This is a genomic window from Arsenicicoccus cauae, from assembly GCF_009707125.1.
In the GTDB taxonomy this organism is placed as follows: domain Bacteria; phylum Actinomycetota; class Actinomycetes; order Actinomycetales; family Dermatophilaceae; genus Arsenicicoccus; species Arsenicicoccus cauae.
Map to the genome: position 1 here is coordinate 138,806 of NZ_WLVL01000018.1, position 19,590 is coordinate 158,395.

Annotated in this window: 15 protein-coding genes and 1 other RNA gene; 4 read left to right on the forward strand and 12 right to left on the reverse strand. The window is 72.3% G+C overall.

What is annotated here, in order from left to right; genetic code table 11:
• The 5 genes from GGG17_RS04900 to GGG17_RS04920 form a co-directional block, all read right to left on the reverse strand.
• Positions 1 to 1,755 (reverse strand): DEAD/DEAH box helicase, encoded by a 1,755-nt coding sequence (locus GGG17_RS04900; RefSeq protein ID WP_154592643.1) that lies wholly within the window; start codon positions 1,753 to 1,755, stop codon positions 1 to 3.
• A gap of 126 nt (positions 1,756 to 1,881) precedes the next feature.
• The gene (locus tag GGG17_RS04905; RefSeq protein WP_154592644.1) at positions 1,882 to 2,070 is read right to left on the reverse strand and encodes a hypothetical protein; all 189 of its coding nucleotides are present in this window, start codon (positions 2,068 to 2,070) and stop codon (positions 1,882 to 1,884) included.
• A gap of 112 nt (positions 2,071 to 2,182) precedes the next feature.
• On the reverse strand, positions 2,183 to 2,488 hold the full coding sequence (locus tag GGG17_RS04910; protein ID WP_154592645.1) for a DUF3039 domain-containing protein: 306 nt from the start codon (positions 2,486 to 2,488) through the stop codon (positions 2,183 to 2,185).
• Positions 2,489 to 2,510: 22 nt separating this feature from the next.
• Positions 2,511 to 3,071: a YqgE/AlgH family protein gene (locus tag GGG17_RS04915; RefSeq protein WP_311966427.1), complete on the reverse strand. Its 561-nt coding sequence runs from the start codon at positions 3,069 to 3,071 to the stop codon at positions 2,511 to 2,513.
• Between the two features lie 106 nt (positions 3,072 to 3,177).
• Entirely contained in the window at positions 3,178 to 5,289 is a 2,112-nt protein-coding gene (locus GGG17_RS04920; protein WP_154592646.1) for a DEAD/DEAH box helicase, read from the reverse strand.
• Positions 5,290 to 5,706: 417 nt separating this feature from the next.
• Between GGG17_RS04920 and trxA the strand changes: the two genes are divergently transcribed.
• A complete protein-coding gene (gene trxA, locus GGG17_RS04925) occupies positions 5,707 to 6,165 on the forward strand; it encodes a thioredoxin (RefSeq protein WP_154592647.1) in 459 nt (152 codons plus the stop codon).
• Positions 6,166 to 6,267: 102 nt separating this feature from the next.
• On the opposite strand, the gene ssrA is transcribed toward trxA, so the two are convergent.
• Positions 6,268 to 6,633, reverse strand: a transfer-messenger RNA (tmRNA) gene (ssrA, locus tag GGG17_RS04930).
• Positions 6,634 to 6,803: 170 nt separating this feature from the next.
• Between ssrA and GGG17_RS04935 the strand changes: the two genes are divergently transcribed.
• Positions 6,804 to 7,727, forward strand: a complete 924-nt coding sequence (locus GGG17_RS04935) for an isoaspartyl peptidase/L-asparaginase family protein (protein WP_154592648.1) — start codon at positions 6,804 to 6,806, stop codon at positions 7,725 to 7,727.
• Positions 7,728 to 7,949: 222 nt separating this feature from the next.
• Here the strand turns inward: GGG17_RS04935 and GGG17_RS04940 are convergent, their stop codons facing one another.
• The 3 genes from GGG17_RS04940 to GGG17_RS04950 form a co-directional block, all read right to left on the reverse strand.
• Positions 7,950 to 9,248, reverse strand: coding sequence for an MFS transporter (locus tag GGG17_RS04940; RefSeq protein ID WP_154592649.1), 1,299 nt, complete (start codon positions 9,246 to 9,248; stop codon positions 7,950 to 7,952).
• 129 nt (positions 9,249 to 9,377) lie between these two features.
• Entirely contained in the window at positions 9,378 to 10,427 is a 1,050-nt protein-coding gene (locus tag GGG17_RS04945) for a 3-hydroxyisobutyryl-CoA hydrolase (RefSeq protein WP_154592650.1), read from the reverse strand.
• Between the two features lie 50 nt (positions 10,428 to 10,477).
• Positions 10,478 to 11,752, reverse strand: coding sequence for an MFS transporter (locus GGG17_RS04950; protein ID WP_311966428.1), 1,275 nt, complete (start codon positions 11,750 to 11,752; stop codon positions 10,478 to 10,480).
• 283 nt (positions 11,753 to 12,035) lie between these two features.
• On the opposite strand from GGG17_RS04950, the gene GGG17_RS04955 reads away from it, so the two are divergent.
• Together GGG17_RS04955 and GGG17_RS04960 are read left to right on the forward strand one after the other, a co-directional pair.
• The gene (locus tag GGG17_RS04955; protein ID WP_230082681.1) at positions 12,036 to 12,620 is read left to right on the forward strand and encodes an AMIN-like domain-containing (lipo)protein; all 585 of its coding nucleotides are present in this window, start codon (positions 12,036 to 12,038) and stop codon (positions 12,618 to 12,620) included.
• Between the two features lie 224 nt (positions 12,621 to 12,844).
• Positions 12,845 to 16,231, forward strand: a complete 3,387-nt coding sequence (locus GGG17_RS04960) for a pyruvate carboxylase (protein WP_154592651.1) — start codon at positions 12,845 to 12,847, stop codon at positions 16,229 to 16,231.
• A 165-nt stretch (positions 16,232 to 16,396) separates the two neighbouring features.
• On the opposite strand, the gene GGG17_RS04965 is transcribed toward GGG17_RS04960, so the two are convergent.
• From GGG17_RS04965 to GGG17_RS04975, 3 genes are all read right to left on the reverse strand, one after another.
• On the reverse strand, positions 16,397 to 18,397 hold the full coding sequence (locus GGG17_RS04965; RefSeq protein ID WP_154592652.1) for a DUF2207 domain-containing protein: 2,001 nt from the start codon (positions 18,395 to 18,397) through the stop codon (positions 16,397 to 16,399).
• An 84-nt stretch (positions 18,398 to 18,481) separates the two neighbouring features.
• The gene (gene smpB / locus GGG17_RS04970; RefSeq protein WP_154592653.1) at positions 18,482 to 18,961 is read right to left on the reverse strand and encodes an SsrA-binding protein SmpB; all 480 of its coding nucleotides are present in this window, start codon (positions 18,959 to 18,961) and stop codon (positions 18,482 to 18,484) included.
• Positions 18,962 to 19,040: 79 nt separating this feature from the next.
• Positions 19,041 to 19,590: M23 family metallopeptidase (locus GGG17_RS04975; protein ID WP_154592654.1), on the reverse strand; the 550-nt coding region annotated here is incomplete at its 5' end.

Here is a 19,590-nt window from a genome sequence, read left to right on the forward strand (position 1 = left end):
CTAGCGGCGACCGACGAACCAGTTGCGGATCCTGTCGATGCGCTCGGTCACCTGCTCCCCGGACGCCTGGTCCAGGGCCGGTCCCCCGCACACCTGCCGGAGCTCGGAGTGCACGATCGCGTGCTTCGTGCCGGTCTTGCGGGCATAGGCGGAGACCAGCTTGTTGAGCTCCTTGCGCTGGGCCTGCAGCGCGCGGTGTGCCGAGACCTCCTCGTGCCGCTCCTGGGCGCGCGCGTTGGGCTTCTGGCCGCGCTGCCGCTCGCGGAGCAGGTGCGCCATCTGGTCGGGCTCCAGCAGGCCGGGCAGTCCGAGGTAGCCCTCCTCCTCCTCGGAGCCCACGTCCGCCACGAGACCGAACTGCTGGGCGTCGAACAGGACGTGGTCGAACTCCGCGTCCGACTCCAGCGCCTCGAACTTCAGGTCGAGCTCGTCACTGGCCTGCTCGGACCGGTTGGCCTCCTCGAGGAGCCCGTCCTCCTCGGACCAGAGCGGCTCCTCCTCACCGGGTTTCTTGGGCCGGTCGAGCGCGTGGTCCCGCTCGTCCTCCAGGCGGGCGGCGTGCTCGAGCAGCACCGGCACGGACGGGAGGAACACCGAGGCCACCTCTCCGCGCTTACGGGCGCGCACGAACCGCCCCACCGCCTGCGCGAAGAACAGGGGCGTCGACGTCGAGGTCGCGTAGACCCCGACCGCCAGGCGGGGCACGTCCACCCCCTCGGAGACCATCCGGACCGCGACCAGCCAACGATCGGTGGACTGGGAGTAGGTCTCGATGCGCTGGGAGGCCCCGGCGTCGTCGGACAGGACGACCGTGGGCTTCTCCCCCGTGATCTCGTGCAGGATCCTGGCGTAGGCGCGGGCATTGGTCTGGTTGGTCGCGATCACCAGGCCGCCGGCGTCCGGCACGTGCCGGCGCACCTCGGTGAGGCGCTTGTCGGCGGCGCGCAGCACGGACGGGATCCACTCCCCCGTGGGAGACAGCGCGGTCCGCCACGCGTGCGCCGTGAGGTCCTTGGTGAGCGGCTCGCCCAGCCGGGCGGCGAGCTCGTCGCCGGCGCGGGTCCGCCAACGCATCGCGCCCCCGTAGGCCATGAACAGCACCGGCCGCACCACGCCGTCGCGCAGCGCCTCGGCGTAGCCGTAGGAGTAGTCCGAGGCCGACCGACGGATGCCGTCCGGACCCTCCTCGTAACGCACGAACGGGATGGGGCTCGTGTCGGAGCGGAAGGGCGTGCCGGTGAGCGCCAGCCGCCGCGCCGCGGGCTCGAAGGCCTCGCGGATCGCGTCCCCCCAGGACTTGGTGTCGCCGCCGTGGTGGATCTCGTCGAGGATCACGAGGGTCGGGGCGGCCTCCGTGCGGGCCCGGTGCAGCAGCGGCTTGGATGCCACCTGCGCGTAGGTCAGCGCCACGCCGTCGAAGGCCTTGTTGTGCGTCCCCGCGGCGTTGGTGAAGGTCGGGTCGAGCTGGATACCGACGCGTGCGGCGGCGTCCGCCCACTGCACCTTGAGGTGCTCGGTCGGGGCGACGACGGTGACGCGGCGCACCACCCCGCGCCGCAGCAGCTCGGTCGCGACCCGGAGCGCGTATGTCGTCTTGCCGGCGCCAGGCGTGGCCACCGCCAGGAAGTCCTGGGGACGCTCGGCGAGGTAGGCCTCGAGGGCCTCCGCCTGCCAGGCACGCAGCTTGCCCGCCGTTCCCCACGCTGCGCGCTCGGGAAAGGCGGGGGACAGGTGTTCGGCAGCAGAGGTACTCATCGCGTCCTGCAGGGTAGACGTTTTCGCCGGGCAACATGCCGGGCGGCGGGTCCTTGACAGCCTCGAGCGGCACGCCATCGGCCCGCCACCCCGGGTCGGGACGGCGGGCCGAGGAGGTCCTGGTGGTCAGCCCAGCTTGAGGGTGACGCGGTCGACGGAGCCGACGGTGCTCGCGTCAGAGGGCGCCGAGCCGATCTTGATGGTGTCGGCCGGCTGCGAGCCGAGCTTGAGGGTGACGGCGTTGGCGGAGCCTCCGGCCAGGGTGGCGACGGCGGCGACGGTGATGACGGCAGCGGTGCGGGCGAGGTTACGCATGGTGGTTTCCCTTCGATGACGGCAGGGCGCCCCGTGACACCCTGCAACCAGAATAGCGCCTAGGGCGGCAAAATGTCACTAGCAGTGACCTAGACCTGTCAAAAGGGTGAAATTACTTCCCGCCGTCCTGGGGCTTGCGCAGGCCCTCGTAGATCTCCTGGCAGATCGGGCACACCGGGAACTTCTTGGGGTCGCGCCCCGGGACCCAGATCTTGCCGCACAGCGCCACGACCGGCTCCCCCGTCATGGCGCTCTCGAGGATCTTTTCCTTGCGCACGTAGTGGGCGAAGCGTTCCCGGTCGCCCGGCTCCTGCAGCTGCTCGTCGACCTGCTCGCGCTCCAGCACCGCGGTCTGCGTCGAGGGCCCGCCCGGCTCCGCGAACGGGTCCGGCGGCATCTCGGGGTATCCCTGGCTCATGCGGGACATCCTAGGCCGCGGCTCAGTTGTAGTCCTCGTCGTCGGGGTAGAGGCCGACGAAGGCCAGCCGCCCCGGCTGGCGACGCAGCACCCGTCGCCACAGCGTGCTCGGCTCGTCGCTGAACACGTCATCGGGGAGACGATCCACGACATACCACGACCCGTTGCGGATCTCACCCTCGAGCTGACCGGGGACCCACCCGGCATACCCGGCGAAGATGCGAACCCCGGTCAGGTGCGGCATCACCTGCTCGGCAGGCGTGTCGAGATCCACGACCCCCACCCCCGGAAAGAGCTGCTGCACCCCGTCGACCTCGCGACCGGGGTCGATGACCCCGACGACGCCGAGGGCCGAGTCCAGCTGCACCGGGCCGCCCTGAAAGAGGACCTGAGGCTCGCGGACGTGCTCCTCCCAGCCGTCCAGCACCGTGTCGATGGTGGCGTCGACGGGCTTGTTGAGGACGACCGCCTGGGCGCCGTCGTCGCCGTGGTGCAGCACGAGCATCACGCACCGCTCGAACACCCCCTCGTTGAGCCCGGGGGTGGCGACGAGCAGTTGTCCGGTCAGGTCCTCGGTGCGCACCGTCCCATTGTGCCCACCTCGACGGGCCGTATGCCGAAGCGGGCGCCACCCCTTGTGGAGGTGACGCCCGCTGACGGGGTCCAGCCGTGGTGGTGCAGGGGCAGGATCAGTCGTCGTAGCGGCGGGCCGAACGGTCGCGACCGCCACGGTCGCCACGGTCCTCCCGACCGCGGAACGAGCGCTCGTTGCGGCGCCCGTGCGGCTGGTAGCGCGCTCCGCCGCGACGGTGGCCACGCTGCGGGCGCGGCTCGCCCTCGACGAGGCGGCGGTAGCGCCCCTCCTCGATGGCCTCGCCGGACGGGGTGCGGGCCCCCACGCCGTCGTAGAGCAGCGGGTCGCCGGGGGCCGTGCGGACGGGCTTGACGTCCACCCCGGCCTGCTCGACGAGGCGCTCCATCTGGCGGCGCTGGTGCGGGAGCGCCAGCGTCACGACCGTGCCCCGCTCGCCGGCGCGCGCCGTGCGGCCGGAGCGGTGCAGGTAGTCCTTGTGGTCGGCCGGCGGGTCGACCTGCAGCACCACGGAGACGTCGTCGACGTGGATGCCGCGGGCGGCCACGTCGGTGGCGACGAGGACGGGCAGCGTGCCCTCCTTGAAGCCGGTGAGCACCCGGTTGCGCTGCACCTGGGACAGGCCGCCGTGCAGGGCCGCCGCGAAGACGCCCTGCTCGCGCAGCTGGAGCGCGACGCGGTCGGCGCCGAGCTTGGTGCGCACGAAGACCACCGTGCGGCCGGTGCGGTTGGCGACCTCGGCCGTGATGACCTTCTTGTGCATCGGGTCGATGAGCAGGACGTGGTGGTCCATGGTCTCGACCGACGCCGTCTCCGGGTCGGTCTCGTGGGTCACCGGGTCGGACAGGTAGCGCTCGACCACCGTGTCGATCCCCCGGTCCAGCGTCGCGGAGAACAGCAGTCGCTGCCCGCCACCGGGCACGAGGTCCAGGATCTCGCTGATGGCCTCGAGGAAGCCCATCTCGGCCATGTGGTCGGCCTCGTCGAGCACGGCCACCTCGACCTGGGACAGGTCGGCTGCTCCGCGGTCGATGAGGTCCTTGAGGCGGCCGGGCGTGGCGACGAGGACGTCCAGGCCCTTCTCCAGCGCCATGATCTGCGGCGGGTAGGGCATGCCGCCCGCCACGAGCTTGTGGCGCAGACCCATCACGTGCACGAGCGGCTGCAGCGCGTCGCTCACCTGCTGGGCCAGCTCACGCGTGGGGACGAGGATGATCGAGCGGACGACGCCCGGGGCGGCCTTGCCGCCCGCTGCGAGGGTCGCGATGAGCGGCAGGCCGAAGCTCAGGGTCTTGCCCGAACCCGTCTGGCCGCGGCCGAGGACGTCCCGGCCCGCGAGCGCGTCCGGGATGGTCGCCTGCTGGATCGGGAAGGGGGTGGTGATGCCGTCCCGAGCCAGGCGCTCGACGAGCGGCGTCGGGAGACCGAGGGCGGCGAAGCCGTTGTCGGCCCCGACCTCGACGGGCGCGGCCTCGGCCGGCACGTCGACGGACAGGCCCATCGCCTCGCGCTCCTCGCGGTCGGTCCAGGTGCGGCTGCGGTCCGCACGCTGGTAGCCCCGGTCGCCGCGGTCGTAGCTGCGGGGGCCCCGCTCGTCGCGGTCGAAGCGACGCTGGGGTCGGTCACCGCGGTCGTAGCTGCGCGGCCCGCGGTCGTCCCGCCCGAAGCGACGCTGGGGTCGGTCACCGCGCTCGTAGCTGCGGGGGCCCCGCTCGTCGCGGTCGAAGCGACGCTGGGGTCGGTCACCGCGGTCGTAGCTGCGCTGCCCGCGGTCGTCTCGATCGAAGCGACGCTGGGGTCGGTCACCGCGGTCGTAGCTGCGCGGCCCGCGGTCGTCCCCGTCGACGCGACGCTGGGGTCGGTCACCGCGGTCGTAGCTGCGCGGCCCGCGGTCGTCCCGGTCGAACGGACGACGCTCACCGCGGTCGAAGCCACCACGCTGGGGACGGTCGTCGCGGTTGAAGGGGCGGCGCTCCGGGCGCTCGTCACGGTTGAACTCGCGACGGGGGCCGCGCTCGTCGCGGGACTCGCTGCGGGGCCCGCGGTCGGCATACGACCGCTCGTCGCGGGTGTAGGGGCGACGCTCGTCGCGACCGGCCGTGGGGCCCTGCCCGCGGTGGGGCTTGCTCGGGCCACGACGGGCCTCGACCTTCTTGGAGGTGCTCCAGCGCGCCTTCTTGGGCGCGCCGGACGAGGACTGAGCAGACATGGGGATTCCTAGCTGGGTGGTCGATAGGCACGCTTCGAGCCACCTGGCGAGGGCAACGATGAAGGCGAGCCTCAGGCTCCACGTGCTGGAGCCCGGTCGGGCCGGTCGACGAGCTGCCGCCGGCTGCGTCTCGCTTCTCGTGGGCCGCCCTGATGAGCGGCCAAGAAAGTTCTCGGGGTCGTGCGCCCCTGTGGCTTACCCAGACCTAGCTGGGGCCCTGTCCGTCGCGGACGTTGCGCCGTGGTGCTGGCGACCGAGGGACCGGACGACCCGGACGTCGATCGCGAACACCGCACAAGCGAGACTGCTGACCCCAGTCTATCAGGCGCCCGACCGTGCCCGTTCCTGTCTGCGCAGGGCGCTGATCTCGGCACAGGTCCGGGGAATCCTCGCCGGGTGGTCGTCGTTGGACCTCCCATGAGCACCCGTCAGATCACGGAAGCGACCTTCGAGTCGACCATCCAGGACAACGACATCGTCCTCTACGACTTCTGGGCCGACTGGTGCGGCCCCTGCAAGCAGTTCGCGCCGGTCTTCGAGGCCTCCTCCGACAAGCACGACGACATCGTCTTCGGCAAGATCGACACCGAGGCCGAGCAGGGCCTCGCCGCGATGCTCCAGATCACGTCGATCCCGACGATCATGGCCTTCCGCGAGGGCGTGCCGCTGCTCATGCAGCCCGGCGCCCTGCCTGCCAACGCCCTCGAGGACCTGATCACGCAGATCAAGTCGCTGGACATGGAGACCGTCAAGCGGGAGTACGCCCAGCAGGTGGCGGCCGCCGAGGCCCAGCTCGCGCAGCAGCAGGGTCAGCCCGGCGCCGCCGGCCAGGGCCAGACCCCGGGGACCAGCCCCGCGGACATCCCCTCCGTCTGAGCCGTCCGGCATACGAGCCCGTGTGCCGACAAGGCCCCCTCGATCTCCTGGTGGAGGCGAGGGGGCCTTGTGCTGCAGGTCCACGGCGTGACGTGCCCGATCTGGTGGAGGTGGCGGGAATCGAACCCGCGTCCGCTGACGACGCACCAGGGCTTCTCCGGGCGCAGTGCGCTAAGGACTTTCTCGGCCCCAGGGCTCGCACGCACACGTCCCCTGACAGGCCCAGTCGAGAAGGAGTCCCGCACGCCGTCCCGACACCGGCGTGCAGCAAGATCTCTAGCTGATGCCAGACCCTAGGCCGAGATCACACCTAGGCTGACAGACTTCGGGCTCGCTCAGGCGGCGAGGGCGAAGTCGGTGCGCTTGGAATTGGCACCTATTGGTTTGCTGAGGGCGTTAACGAGACAACTCAGCATCCTCGGCCCGCTTCCCCTGCTAGATCGACCAACGTCGAAACCGATCACCCCCAAGGGGGTCCCGGTGAAGGGGCGGGCACGTCACGCTATGGACTTGTCAAACGACGATCTGTGCGCGAGGCCCAGGTCAGACCCGTGAGTCTACCCTTCCCAACGCGCGCGCCTCCACCAGGATTCCCCGGTCGTCCTGCGCGGGTGCGGCGCCATACGACAATGGACCGTATGACGCCGCTGCCGCCTGTCCAGCTCACCCACCTGCCGGCCGGCGGCCCGGCCATCGCGATCCACGGGGGCGCGGGCGTCGACCCGGCGTCCCTGCCCTCCGTGCAGTCGGCGGCCGCCACCGCTGCGCTCGAGGCGGCGGTGCGTGCCGGGCGGGCGATCCTCGACGATGGCGGCGCGGCCCTGGACGCGGTGTGCGCGAGCGTGCGGGTGCTGGAGGACAGCGAGTGCTTCAACGCGGGGCGGGGCGCCGCGCTGACGATCGAGGGGACCGCCGAGCTGGACGCCTGCGTGATGGCCGGCGACTCGAGGTCAGGGGCCGTGACCTGCGCGAGCGGGCCACGCAACCCCGTCATGGCCGCGCGCGCCGTCATGGAGCGGAGCGACCACGTGCTGATGGCGATGCCGTCGCTTGCGCTGCTGGAGCAGTGGGGGCTTGAGCTGGTGACCCCCGACTACTACGTCACCGAGGCGCGGCGACGGATGCTCGAGGAGACGTCCTCCTTCCTGGAGTACCGCCACGGGACGGTGGGGGCGGTCGCCCGCGACGCCTCGGGCTTGGTTGCGGCGGCCACCTCGACCGGTGGCATCACCGCGCAGCTGCCGGGCCGGGTCGGCGACACGCCCCTGGTGGGCTGCGGGACCTGGGCCGACGACGCGACCGTGGCGGTGTCGTGCACGGGCCAGGGTGAGCTCTTTGTGCGGGGGGCGGTGGCGCACGAGATCCACGCGCGGCTCCGGTGGGGTGGGCAGGGTCTGGCGACGGCGGTGCGCGAGACGATCGACGAGCTCGTGGGGGCGCGTGGCGCCGACGGCGGGCTCGTCGCGGTGACGCCGGCGGGCGAGGTGGTGCTGGCGTTCAACTCCCCCGGCATGTACCGCGGCTACGACGTCGGCGCCGGCGCGGTGACCGCCATCGCCTGACGCCGGCGCCCTCGCCGGGCTGCCGACGTGACCAAGGCGCGGGAGACCGCACTTTCGTCACACCCACGGCCCCGCAGCGCGACCGAAGCGCGGGGAGACCGCAGTTTTGTCACGCCTACGGCCCCGCAGCGTGGCCAAGGCGCAGGCAGACAGCAGATTCCGCACGCTCCCCGCCCCGCACCGTGGCACAGGTGCGGGCAGACAGCACTCTTGTCGCGTGGGCTAGCTGCGGGAGGCGGTCGCGGCCAGGCTGCCGGCCGCTGCGGCAGCCACCAGGGCCACGACTCCGGCCACGGCCAGTGGCGCACCCGCGCCCCAGGCCCCGACCACCACGCCGGCCAGGGCGGTGCCGCCGGACGAGCCGAGGTTGGTGATGGTGCTCACCCACGTACTCGCCTCGGTGCGCAGGTGGGGCGGCGTCTCGACATCGGCCGCCACGAAGGCCACGGTGTAGCTCGGCGACATCGCCAGGCCCGCCCCGACGAGGACGACGCCAAGCAACCACCACGACGTCATCGCCGACGCCACGCACAGCGAGATCCCCAGCAGGGCAAGGGTTCCCGCGAGCTGCGCCGGCCAGGCACGCCGGTGCCGTCGGGCGCCCCACGCGAGGCCGCCGATCACGGAGGCGGCGGCCACGGCTGCCTCGACGTAGCCCGCCCAGCCCGGGTGCCCGGCGGCGTCGGCGCGGGCGGCGACCCCGGTGTACATCAACGCGCTCGCGCAACCGAAGCCCGCCATGAGGGCGAGCAGCCGCCACATCCCGGCGAGTCCGAGGGGTGAACCCCGCCGTCCTGGCGCCGCGGCGCCTCCAGACGCCGGTGCGTCGCTGGGTCGGGGTGCGTCGCTGGGTGCGGGCGAATCACCTGGCCCGGCGAGGACTTTCGGATCGTCCAGATCCGCCGCGGCCGCGGTGACGGTCGCGGCCGGGGAGATCATGAGGCCGGCCGCCCCGACCGCGACCAGCCCGGCGACGAGCACGAGCCCGTGCGAGGCCGGGCCCCGAGCCAGGAGAGCGGCGGCGACGATCGGGCCGACGAGGTAGAGGGTCTCCTCGCAGACGGCGTCGAGGGAGTAGGCCGTGACCCGCCGCGGCCCCTCGGGGACGAAGCTGCGCCACTGCGCGCGCATCGAGGGTCCGAGGGCCGGCGCCGTGAGGCCGAGCAGGACCGAGCCCGCCACCCACGCTCCCGGTGGGGCACCCGCAGAGCCGCGGGCGACGAGCGCGGCCGCGACGAGGACGAGAACGAATCCCGCTGCGACGCAGGAGAGCACGACACGCTGGCCGTGCCGGTCGGCGAGGCGGGCCTGCACCGGCATGACGAGGGTCGTCGAGCCGAAGACCGCCATCGCGGTGGCCGCCGCGGCGAAGCTGCCGGTGGTCTGGCGGACGGTGAAGAGGAAGCTGAGCGGGAGCACGGCATACCCTAGCCGCCCGACCAGGGCCAGCGCGAAGGTGCGCGCGACGACCGGGTCGGCGAGGAGGGTGCGGTAGCTCCCGGCACGCGTGGTGCCGGACATGGGGTGACTCCGGGTGGACGTGGCCGCGGCGCGGCCGGTGGCTGAGGGCACGACGAGCCGCCCACCGACGCAGGGTGGGTGGCGCTGGTGCCTCTACGCCGTCCGGATCACGTGGTCACCCTAGCCGGTTCAGCAGACGAACATGCCCTCCACGACGTCGTGCGGCACGTCCTCGACACGGTCCCAGAGCCACTGCGGCGGCTCGCCCGCGCCCTTGTCGACGAGGACCACCCGCACGCCTTCGGGCATGTCGGACCGCTCCCAGAAGTGCCGCCCGAGGACCCGGTCCTGCTGCAGCACCTCATTGATGCTGCGCATGCGGGCGGCGCGGCGCACGGCCTCGAGCGAGACCGCCACGGACAGTGGGGACTTCGTGCGTATGACGGCGGCACACCCTCTCGCCTCCTCGCTGCCATGCGCCTCGAGCCGCCGCAGGATCACCGCTGGGTCGTCGCCGGTGAAGCACTCGTCGATCCAGCCGCGTTGCGCGACAAGGGGGCTCGTCGGGTCGGTGTCACCGACGGAGGGGTCGAGCCGCTCCCCCGCCGCGAGCCGGTCGACCAGAGCGGGGAGCTCGTCCGAGGAGATCAGCGCATCCGCGAATCCCGTTGCCACGGCGTCCGCCCCGGTGATGGATGCGCCGGTCATGGCGAGGTAGGGACCGAGCTGGCCCGGTGCCTTGGCCAGCCACCAGCAGCCCGCGACGTCGGGGAAGAAGCCGATCGCGGTCTCGGGCATGGCCAGCCGGGTGCGCTCGGTGGCGAGGCGCAGCGAGCCGTGCGCCGACACCCCGACTCCCCCGCCCATGACGATGCCGTCCATGAACGCGATGTAGGGCTTGGGGTAGGCGGCGATCGCGGCGTCGACCTGGTACTCGTGGTCCCAGAAGACGATGGCGTCGTCGCGGCCGGCCATCGTCGCCTCCCGCGCGGCCCGCATGTCGCCGCCGGCGCAGAGCCCCTTGGGGCCGACACCCTCGATGCTGACGCTGACGACCTCGTCGTCCGCCGACCAGTCCCGCAGCTGCTCGAGCATCGAGTCGACCATCGGCGTGGTGAGCGAGTTGATGGCCCTGGGTCGGTTGAGCAGGATCCGGCCGAGGGCCCCGCGCCGCTCGTAGAGGACCTCGTCGGTGTGCCCCGGGCGGGGGCTGGCGGTGGTGGGGGCGTCTTCCGGCATACGAACCCTCCTGCTGATCGACGGTGGTCGGCGACGGCTCCGCCACGAACCTATCGCGCGGCGCCACGCACGAGGAGGCCGCACCCGCACACGACCGCAGCGGCGGGCAGGCAGGACAGCGCGAGCGCGGGATAGCCCAGCCAGCCCACGATGACCCCGGCGAGGGCGCCGCCCACCGCGGCGGTCAGGCCCATGACCAGGTCGGCGAGCCCCTGGACCGGGGCGCGGGCGCCCACCGGGGTGGCACCGACGAGCGACGACGACGCCCCGATCAGCGCGAACGACCAGCCGAGCCCCAGCCCGAACAACGCGGCCGAGAGCAGCCAGGACGCGCCCTCCTGGGTCGTGGCCGCCGCGACGATCGACCCTCCCTCGACCACCGCGCCGAGCAGGACGACCCGCCAGCCGCCCCACCGGTCGACGAGACGCCCGACGAGCGGGGAGAAGGCGTACATGCCGAGGATGTGCCCGCTGAGGGTCAGCCCGATCAGGCGGATGCTCGCGTCGCCGTGCCGCATGTGGATGGGCGTCATGATCATCACCGACACCATGACGGTGTGGGCCAGCGCGATCGCCACGACGCAGGCGGCGACGGTGGGGCGGGTCCGCAGCACGTGCCAGGCGCTGACGTCGTCGTCACGGGTGGATCCGGCCGGGTCGCTCCGCCGCTGCTGCGCGGCGACGGCGCGCGCGACGAGCAATGGGTCGGGGCGCAGCAGCAGCCCGACGAGCGCGATGGTGACACCGAGCGCCAGCGCCGTGACGAGGAAGGCTCCGGTGAGGGCGGGCAGGCCGAGGCTCGTCGCCAGCGTCCCGCCCACGTCGGCGAGGTTGGGGCCGGTCACCGCACCGATCGTCGTGGCCCACACCACCATCGACAGGTCCCGGCCACGATGCTGGTCGCTGGCCAGGTCCGTTGCCGCGAAACGTGACTGGGAGTTGGCAGCGCTGGCCGCGCCGAACAGCACCGCCGCCGCCAGCAGCAGCGGGAAGCTGCGGACCACACCGGCCAGCACGCACAGCAGGGCACCGGTGGCGCCCACGAGATAGCCGATCGACAGCCCGACCCGACGGCCCCGCCGGGTCATCACGCGGGACAGCAGGTATGCCGCCACCGCGGTCCCCGCCACCTGCGCGGTCTGGCTGAGGCCGGCGAGCTCCTCGCGCCCGGAGACGTCCGCGGCCAGCAGCGAGGCGACCGTGATCCCGGTCGTGACGCCGACCCCGCCGACAGCGTTGGTGACGGCCAGCGTCCGCACGGTGCGTCGCTGCAGCTCGACCCGGTCCGGGCTCCCGCCGAGGTAGCGGTCGGCGTCGATCGTCACCCCCCGAACCTACCGGCTGCAGGCCTTCCCCTGAGACGCCCTGGGACCTATCCTGGAGTAGACCCGTCGCCACGAGACGGGTGCCTGCAACCCACCGGCCGCCTCGGCGGCCGAGACCGACGCCTCGTCTCCCCCGGCCACACCGGCTTCCCTGCCCTGGCGCCACCCGAGGCCCGGCAGCACGCCCCGGCCTCCTCGCCGTCGGTCGGCGCAACGCCCCGGCCGGCGCCGCCCGTGTCCGCGACCTCGCGGCGGGCGACCTGCATCCATGGGGGACGTAGACATGAGAACCACCCATCACCTGACGTCGGGTGCGGCAGCCGCGGCTGCCGTCCTGACGGCGGCCACCAGCCTGGCCGTCCTCCCCACCGGTCCCGCGACCGCGGCACCCACCACCCGCTCGGCCTGCGCCACGACGTGGGGGTCGCTGGACGAGGCCTCCACCAGCACCGCCGACGTCCGCGTCCTCGGCGCCCGGGCCGGCCGGCACGCCTGCTTCGACCGCCTGGTCGTCGACCTCGGACCGGCCTCGACCCGCACCGTCGGCTACCACGTCGGCTACCGGTCCCGGTTCACGGACATCGCCAAGGGCGACACGATCCCGCTGCGGGGGGCAGCGGACCTCGTCGTCACGGTGCAGGCGCCCGCCTACACCCCCGAGGGGCGCCCGACCTATCGGCCGGCGAACCGCCTCGAGGCCGTCCGCGTCTCCGGCTTCAGCACCTTCCGCCAGATCGCCTTCGGCGGATCCTTCGAGGGGCAGACCACCTTCGGCGTGGGGACCCGGGCGCGGCTGCCCATGCGGGCGTTCGTCGTCAAGGACGCGACCAGGCAACACCTGGTGGTGGACGTCGCCCACACCTGGTAGGCGGGTGCGTCACGGAGTGGCATCGCCCGCGCGTCGGGCGATGCCCCTCCTTTCCCCGGCCAGCGCGCGTCGCCCGTCGCCCGTCGCCGCAGCGCACGACGGGCGATCGCTCCCGTCATACGGACTGACCAGGACAGGCCGACCCCCGCTCTCTAGGCTGGCCGCAGAGTCGGCCGGCCCGCCCGGCCGGCTGCCTGTCCAGCCACTCCCCGAGGGAGCACCCCATGTTCCGCAAGGTCCTCGTCGCCAACCGTGGTGAGATCGCCGTCCGGGCGTTCCGCGCCGCCACCGAGCTCGGCATCACCACCGTCGCCGTGTTCCCCTACGAGGACCGCAAGGCGGAGTACCGCCTCAAGGCCGACGAGTCCTACCAGATCGGCGAGGAGGGCCACCCGGTGCGGGCCTACCTCGACGTGGAGGGCATCATCACGGCCGCCAAGGAGGCGGAGGCCGACGCGATCTACCCGGGCTACGGCTTCCTGTCGGAGAACCCCGACCTCGCCCAGCGCTGCCAGGAGGAAGGCATCACCTTCGTCGGCCCGGCGCACACGGTGCTCGAGCTCACGGGCAACAAGGCGCGGGCCATCAAGGCGGCGGCGGAGGCCGGGCTGCCGATCCTGCACGACAGCGAGCCGAGCAACGACGTCGCCACCCTCGTGGCGGCCTCGGAGGAGATCGGGTTCCCGCTCTTCGTCAAGGCCGTCAGCGGAGGCGGCGGACGCGGCATGCGCAAGGTGGAGTCGGCCGACCGGCTCGAGGCCGCGATCCTCGAGGCGCAGCGCGAGGCCGCCAGCGCGTTCGGCGACGACCGGATGTACCTCGAGGAGGCCGTCCTCTCCCCGCGCCACATCGAGGTGCAGATCCTCGCCGACGCGACCGGCGACACCATCCACCTGTTCGAGCGAGACTGCTCGGTGCAGCGCCGCCACCAGAAGGTGGTCGAGGTCGCCCCCGCCCCGGGCCTCGACCCCGAGCTGCGCGACCGGATCTGCGCGGACGCCGTCCGGTTCGCCCGCCAGATCGGTTACGTCAACGCCGGTACGGTGGAGTTCCTGCTCGGGCCGGACGGCCGCTACGTCTTCATCGAGATGAACCCCCGCATCCAGGTCGAGCACACGGTCACCGAGGAGGTCACCGACGTCGACCTCGTCTCCAGCCAGCTGCGGATCGCGGCCGGCGAGACGTTGGCCGAACTGGGTCTGTCCCAGGACTCGATCCGGCTGCGCGGGGCGGCGCTGCAGTGCCGCATCACCACCGAGGACCCCGCCAACGGCTTCCGGCCCGACACCGGGCGGATCATGGTCTACCGCTCTCCCGGCGGCGCCGGGGTGCGCCTCGACGGCGGCACGGTCTTCGACGGCGCCGAGGTGGGTGCTCACTTCGACTCGATGCTGGTCAAGCTCACCTGTCGGGGGCGGGACTTCGCCACGGCGGTGCAGCGCGCCCAGCGGGCCCTGCAGGAGTTCCGGATCCGCGGGATCTCCACCAACATCACCTTCCTCGAGTCCCTCATCAGCGACCCCGACTTCATCGCGGGGCGCATCACGACGAGCTTCATCGAGGAGCGGCCCTCGCTGTTCGACAACCGCATGCCCGCCGACCGCGGCACCAAGCTGCTGACCTACCTTGCGGGGATCACCGTCAACCAGCCGCACGGTCCGCAGCGCACCGAGCGCTCGGCCCGCGAGAAGCTCCCGCGGCTGCCCGAGGACGTATGGCGGGCCGCCCCGCCCGCCGGGTCCCGGCAGCGCCTCCTGGAGCTCGGCCCCGAGGGCTGGGCCCGGGCGCTGCGCGAGCGCACCTCCGTGGCCGTCACCGACACGACCTTCCGCGACGCGCACCAGTCGCTGCTCGCGACCCGCGTCCGGACCCGGGACATGCTGCACGTGGCGCCCTACGTCGCTCGCATGCTGCCGCAGCTGCTCTCGGTGGAGGCCTGGGGCGGCGCGACCTACGACGTGGCGCTGCGGTTCCTGCACGAGGACCCGTGGGAGCGGCTCGCCCAGCTCCACGAGGCGATGCCCAACCTGCCGATCCAGATGCTGCTGCGTGGCCGCAACACGGTGGGCTACACGCCCTACCCGCTGTCGGTGACCAACGCCTTCGTCGCCGAGGCGGCTCGCACCGGGGTCGACGTGTTCCGCATCTTCGACGCGCTCAACAACGTCGACCAGATGCGCCCCGCGATCGAGGCGGTCCGCGAGACCGACCACGCCGTCGCCGAGGCCGCGCTCTGCTACACCGGCAACATGCTCTCGCCCGGCGAGCAGCTCTACACCCTCGACTACTACCTGCGCCTCGCCGAGCAGCTCGTCGAGGCCGGAGCGCACGTCCTCGCGATCAAGGACATGGCCGGGCTGCTGCGGGCACCCGCGGCGGCCCGGCTCGTGCGGGCGCTGCGGGAGCGCTTCGACCTGCCCGTGCACCTGCACACCCATGACACCGCGGGCGGCCAGCTCGCCACGCTCCTCGCCGCGATCGACGCCGGGGTCGACGCAGTGGACGTGGCGGCGGCCTCGATGGCCGGCACCACCTCCCAGGTGTCCATGTCCGCGCTGGTCGCGGCCACCGACGGGACCGACCGGGCGACCGGGCTCGACCTGGACGCCGTCATGGACCTCGAGCCCTACTGGGAGGCCATCCGGCGGCTCTACGGGCCGTTCGAGTCCGGGCTCGCCGGCCCCACCGGCCGCGTCTACACCCACGAGATCCCCGGCGGGCAGCTGTCCAACCTCCGTCAGCAGGCCATCGCGCTCGGGCTGGGCGACCGGTTCGAGGCGATCGAGGACATGTATGCCGCCGCCAACGACATCCTCGGCAACATCGTCAAGGTCACCCCGTCGTCCAAGGTGGTCGGCGACCTCGCCCTGGCGCTCGTGGGTGCTGGCGCGGACCCGGCGGCGTTCGAGGCGGATCCGCAGCGCTTCGACATACCCGACTCGGTCATCGGCTTCCTCAACGGCGACCTGGGGACGCCCCCCGGTGGCTGGCCCGAGCCCTTCCGCACCAAGGCCCTGGAGGGTCGGCGGACCAAGCCGGTCGAGACCGAGCTGTCCGCCGAGGACGAGCAGGCCCTGGCCGACGAGCCGCGTATGACGCTGAACCGCCTGCTCTTCCCCGGCCCTACCAAGGAGTTCGTGGCGGCACGCGAGGCGTTCAGCGACCTGTCGGTGCTCAACACGCGCGACTTCCTGCACGGCCTCGCGGTCGGCGAGGAGCACGAGGTGCAGATGGAGCGTGGCAAGACCTTGCTCCTCGGCCTCACGGCGATCGGCGACGCAGACGCCCGCGGCATGCGCAATGTCATGGTCACGATCAACGGCCAGATGCGCACGATCGAGGTGCGCGACGAGTCCGTCAAGTCCAACGTCGCCGCCGCCGAGCGTGCCGACACCACCAAGCCGGGCCACGTGCCGGCGCCGTTCGCGGGTGTCGTGACGCTGGCGGTGGCCGAGGGCGACGAGGTCGCGGCGGGCGCGCAGGTCGCGACGATCGAGGCCATGAAGATGGAGGCCGCCATCACCACGCCGGTCGCCGGGCGCGTGAGCCGCCTCGCGATCGGGGCGGCGCAGGCCGTCGAGGGCGGAGACCTCATCGTCGTCGTCGAGTGACCTGCCGGGGGCGGGATCATCGACCTGGCGAACGAAGCCCGGTCGATGCCCCTACCGGGGGCGGGATCATCGACCTGGCGAACGAAGCCCGGTCGATGCCCCTACCGGGGGCGGGATCATCGACCTGGCGAACGAAGCCCGGTCTATGCCCCTACCGGGGGTAGGTCACCAGGAGCCGCCGCCGCCGTCGCCGACCCCGCCGCCGGAGAAGCCGCCGCCCCCGTCGAAGCCGCCACCGCCGAAACCGCTGCCGCCCGACGAGCCCGGCGTCGAGGTGAAGGTCCCGGCCGCGGACGACGAGAACGAGTCGACCGCGTGCCCGAAGTCGCCGAAACCACCGAAGCCGCCGCCGTACCAGACGTAGAAGGTCGGGACGCCCACGTCGTAGCCGTCCGCCCGCGCCATCTCAGCGACCCGCGCGAAGATCTGCGCCCACCGGTCGGCCACGCCGAAGACCACGGCGTAGGGCAGGTAGCGGCTGAAGATGTCCAGCGCCTCGTCGTACTTGATCTGCTCCGCCTCGGCGGTCAGGAGGTACTCGCGGAAGCCCTTGGCCTGCTCGAGCACGGCGGACCCGTCGGCGGTGCGGGCGGGGAGCCTCTTGACCAGCCACCGCATGATGAAGGGCACCGAGAACAGCCCGGCCGCGGCCACCATGACCGACGGCACCGGCAGGTCGAAGCCCGCGATGCTGTCGCTGGTCAGCGCCCCCGCGAAGGAACCGGCGCCGAAGAACATCCACCCGAAGACCACCGCGAAGGGCAACCAGGTGAGGCAGCCGAAGCCCTGGCGCACCCGCTCCGGCGACTGCCGGAACCAGCCGCGCTGCACGGTCTCGGAGTACATCTCCTGCTTGGCGATGGCCAGCGTGCCCGAGAAGTGGTTCTTGAGCTCGGACATCATCACGGGCGTGCCGTGCGCGAAGATCCCGTCGAGGATGGTCCGCTCGTACTTCAGCAGACCGCGGTCCCCCGGCTTGGGGGTGCCGAGGTACTCGAGCCGCCAGTCCGAGGTCTGGAACCTCCCGCCGTCCTGCGTCTGCTCGATCCGCAGGTAGCCCCGCACCGCGAGGTCGATCACGGTCGCCGACACGTCGATGGTGTCGGCGTGCTCGTCGTAGATCGTGCCGATGAGCCCGGGCGTCGCGTTGTCCGGCGGGTTGAACCGGACGGCCGTCACGGGTGCCTTGCCACCGCGGGTCGTCGGCACCTGCTGCCCCGGAGCCGGGAGCGTGTCGGGAGCCAGGCCGACATACCGCTCGTCCCGTCCGCGCCGCCAGACCAGGGCGCCCATCCCGGCCAGGGCCAGCAGCGGTGCGCCCACGCCGACCCCCAGCTGGCTGAGCGTGCGCACGCGGGCCGCCTCCGGCGAGATGTAGGGCCCCCCGGAGTCCGCGGACCCAGCCTCGCGGACGTCCTTGCTGACGTCGGTGAACGCGGTGCGCGGCAGCAGCGCCACGATGCTCATGTTCTGCATGACCTCGAGGTTCTGCGCGCTGAACCTCGCCGGGTTGCCGGGCGTCGACTGGCAGGGCGTGTCGCTCTTGAAGGTGCCGTAGTAGCAGGCCGTCTTGCTGACGGCACTGGACCCGGGACCTCGGACGGTCACGTCGACCCGGTCGAAGGGCACCCGCCAGGAGTTGCCGAGGACGTTGTAGTAGAGCTCGACGCCGTTCGGCTGCTCGTTGACGACGTGCGCGAGGTGGTACTTGAGGACATAGCGCTCGTCGCCGGAGACGGTGCGGTTGGGCGAGCCGACGCGGATGACGGTCGCGTCGCCCTGGTCACGGACGCTCAGCTGGGCCGGGGCGCCGCTCGGGCTGCTGGCCGAGATGTCGCTGATCTCGTAGTGCCGCTCCTGGGAGGTGGAGCCACCGGACCCCTCCGAGCCCGCGGCGGTGTCCTCGTCCGGGGCGTAGCCCTGCGCCGTCGCGATGGTCCGCTCGATGCCGTGCCGCCCGCTGGTGTTGAACCGGTAGTCGTAGGTCTCCGTCACCGAGATCCCGCCCTGCGCGTCGACGACGTAGTCGACGACCAGCCGCGTGACGCGGTCGCTGCCCGCGGCGGCCCCCGCGGGCGTCAGCCCGAGCAGCATCAGCCACAGCGTGACGGCCAGGACGGCCAGCGCTCGTGCGGTCCGGCTGTGCGGACGTGGATCGGTGGTCACGGGCTACCCCCTGGTCGTCGGTGCGCCTCTTCGACGGCGAATCTATCCGAACCGCTCCCCCGACCGAGGAGGGATCACCGTCCGTCAGGCGCGGCCTCGCTTGAACGCGTTGGACATCGCCCGCTCCGCCTCACGGTTGTCCTGACGCTCGCGCAGCGTCTGACGCTTGTCGTAGAGCTTCTTGCCCTTGGCGAGGGCGATCTCGACCTTGGCCCGGCCGTCCTTGAAGTACAGCTCGAGCGGCACGATCGTGTGCCCACTCTCCTGGGACGAGGCAAAGATCGTGCGGAGCTCGTCGCGGTGCAGGAGCAGCTTGCGGCGGCGGCGGGCGGCATGGTTGGTCCAGGTGCCCTGGGAGTACTCGGGGATGTGGACGCCCTCGAGGTAGAGCTCGCCGTTGTACTCCTGCGCGAAGCCGTCGACCAGGCTGGCGCGTCCCTGCCGCAGCGACTTGACCTCGGTCCCGGACAGCACGATGCCCGCCTCCCACGTCCGCTCGATGTGGTAGTCGTGGCGCGCCTTCTTGTTGCGCGCGATCACCTTGGTGCCCTGCTCCTTGGCCATGGTGTCCGAGTCTACCTGCCGGCCACCTGGTCCTCCGGTGTCCTGAGCCTGCTCGTGCCAGCCGTATGCCGTCCGACCGTCAGAGCCAGTCCATGGGATCGGTGAAGCGACCGTTGACGATCGTCTCGAAGTGCAGGTGGCAGCCGGTGGAGTAGCCCGTGGTGCCGGAGTAGCCCAGCAGCTGCCCGCGCCGCACGCTGCCGCCCTGCACGGCGAAGGACGTGAGGTGGTTGTAGGTCGTCACCAGGTCGACGCCGCGGACGGTGCCGTGCTCGACCATGATCCGGTTGCCGTAGGCCGTGTTGAACCCGGCGGAGATGATGCGGCCGTCGGCCGCGGCATACACGGGCGCGCCGCAGCCCGTGGAGAAGTCGGTGCCGGTGTGCAGCTTGTAGACGTGCAGGACGGGGTGCTGCCGCATGCCGAACGTCGACGTGATGCCACCGGTGGCGGGGCGGCCGAGGACTCCCCCGCCGGGGGCGGGGTTGCTGCGGGGCGCGGTGTCGGTGGTGAAGGTGCCTCGGAGGTTCCACTCGGGCAGGCCGGGAGCATACTGGCTGTAGTAGCCGCCCGCGTCCGCGTGCCACAGCTCGACCTTGGCGTGGGGGAGGGCGGAGCCGTCGGTGGTG

Bases quoted from the DNA above. Each gene is read 5' to 3' on its own strand.
- GGG17_RS04900 (WP_154592643.1), bottom strand. From the start codon at position 1,755: ATGAGTACCTCTGCTGCCGAACACCTGTCCCCCGCCTTTCCCGAGCGC.
- GGG17_RS04905 (WP_154592644.1), bottom strand. From the start codon at position 2,070: ATGCGTAACCTCGCCCGCACCGCTGCCGTCATCACCGTCGCCGCCGTC.
- GGG17_RS04910 (WP_154592645.1), bottom strand. From the start codon at position 2,488: ATGAGCCAGGGATACCCCGAGATGCCGCCGGACCCGTTCGCGGAGCCG.
- GGG17_RS04920 (WP_154592646.1), bottom strand. From the start codon at position 5,289: ATGTCTGCTCAGTCCTCGTCCGGCGCGCCCAAGAAGGCGCGCTGGAGC.
- trxA (WP_154592647.1), top strand. From the start codon at position 5,707: ATGAGCACCCGTCAGATCACGGAAGCGACCTTCGAGTCGACCATCCAG.
- GGG17_RS04935 (WP_154592648.1), top strand. From the start codon at position 6,804: ATGACGCCGCTGCCGCCTGTCCAGCTCACCCACCTGCCGGCCGGCGGC.
- GGG17_RS04940 (WP_154592649.1), bottom strand. From the start codon at position 9,248: ATGTCCGGCACCACGCGTGCCGGGAGCTACCGCACCCTCCTCGCCGAC.
- GGG17_RS04945 (WP_154592650.1), bottom strand. From the start codon at position 10,427: ATGCCGGAAGACGCCCCCACCACCGCCAGCCCCCGCCCGGGGCACACC.
- GGG17_RS04955 (WP_230082681.1), top strand. From the start codon at position 12,036: ATGAGAACCACCCATCACCTGACGTCGGGTGCGGCAGCCGCGGCTGCC.
- GGG17_RS04960 (WP_154592651.1), top strand. From the start codon at position 12,845: ATGTTCCGCAAGGTCCTCGTCGCCAACCGTGGTGAGATCGCCGTCCGG.
- smpB (WP_154592653.1), bottom strand. From the start codon at position 18,961: ATGGCCAAGGAGCAGGGCACCAAGGTGATCGCGCGCAACAAGAAGGCG.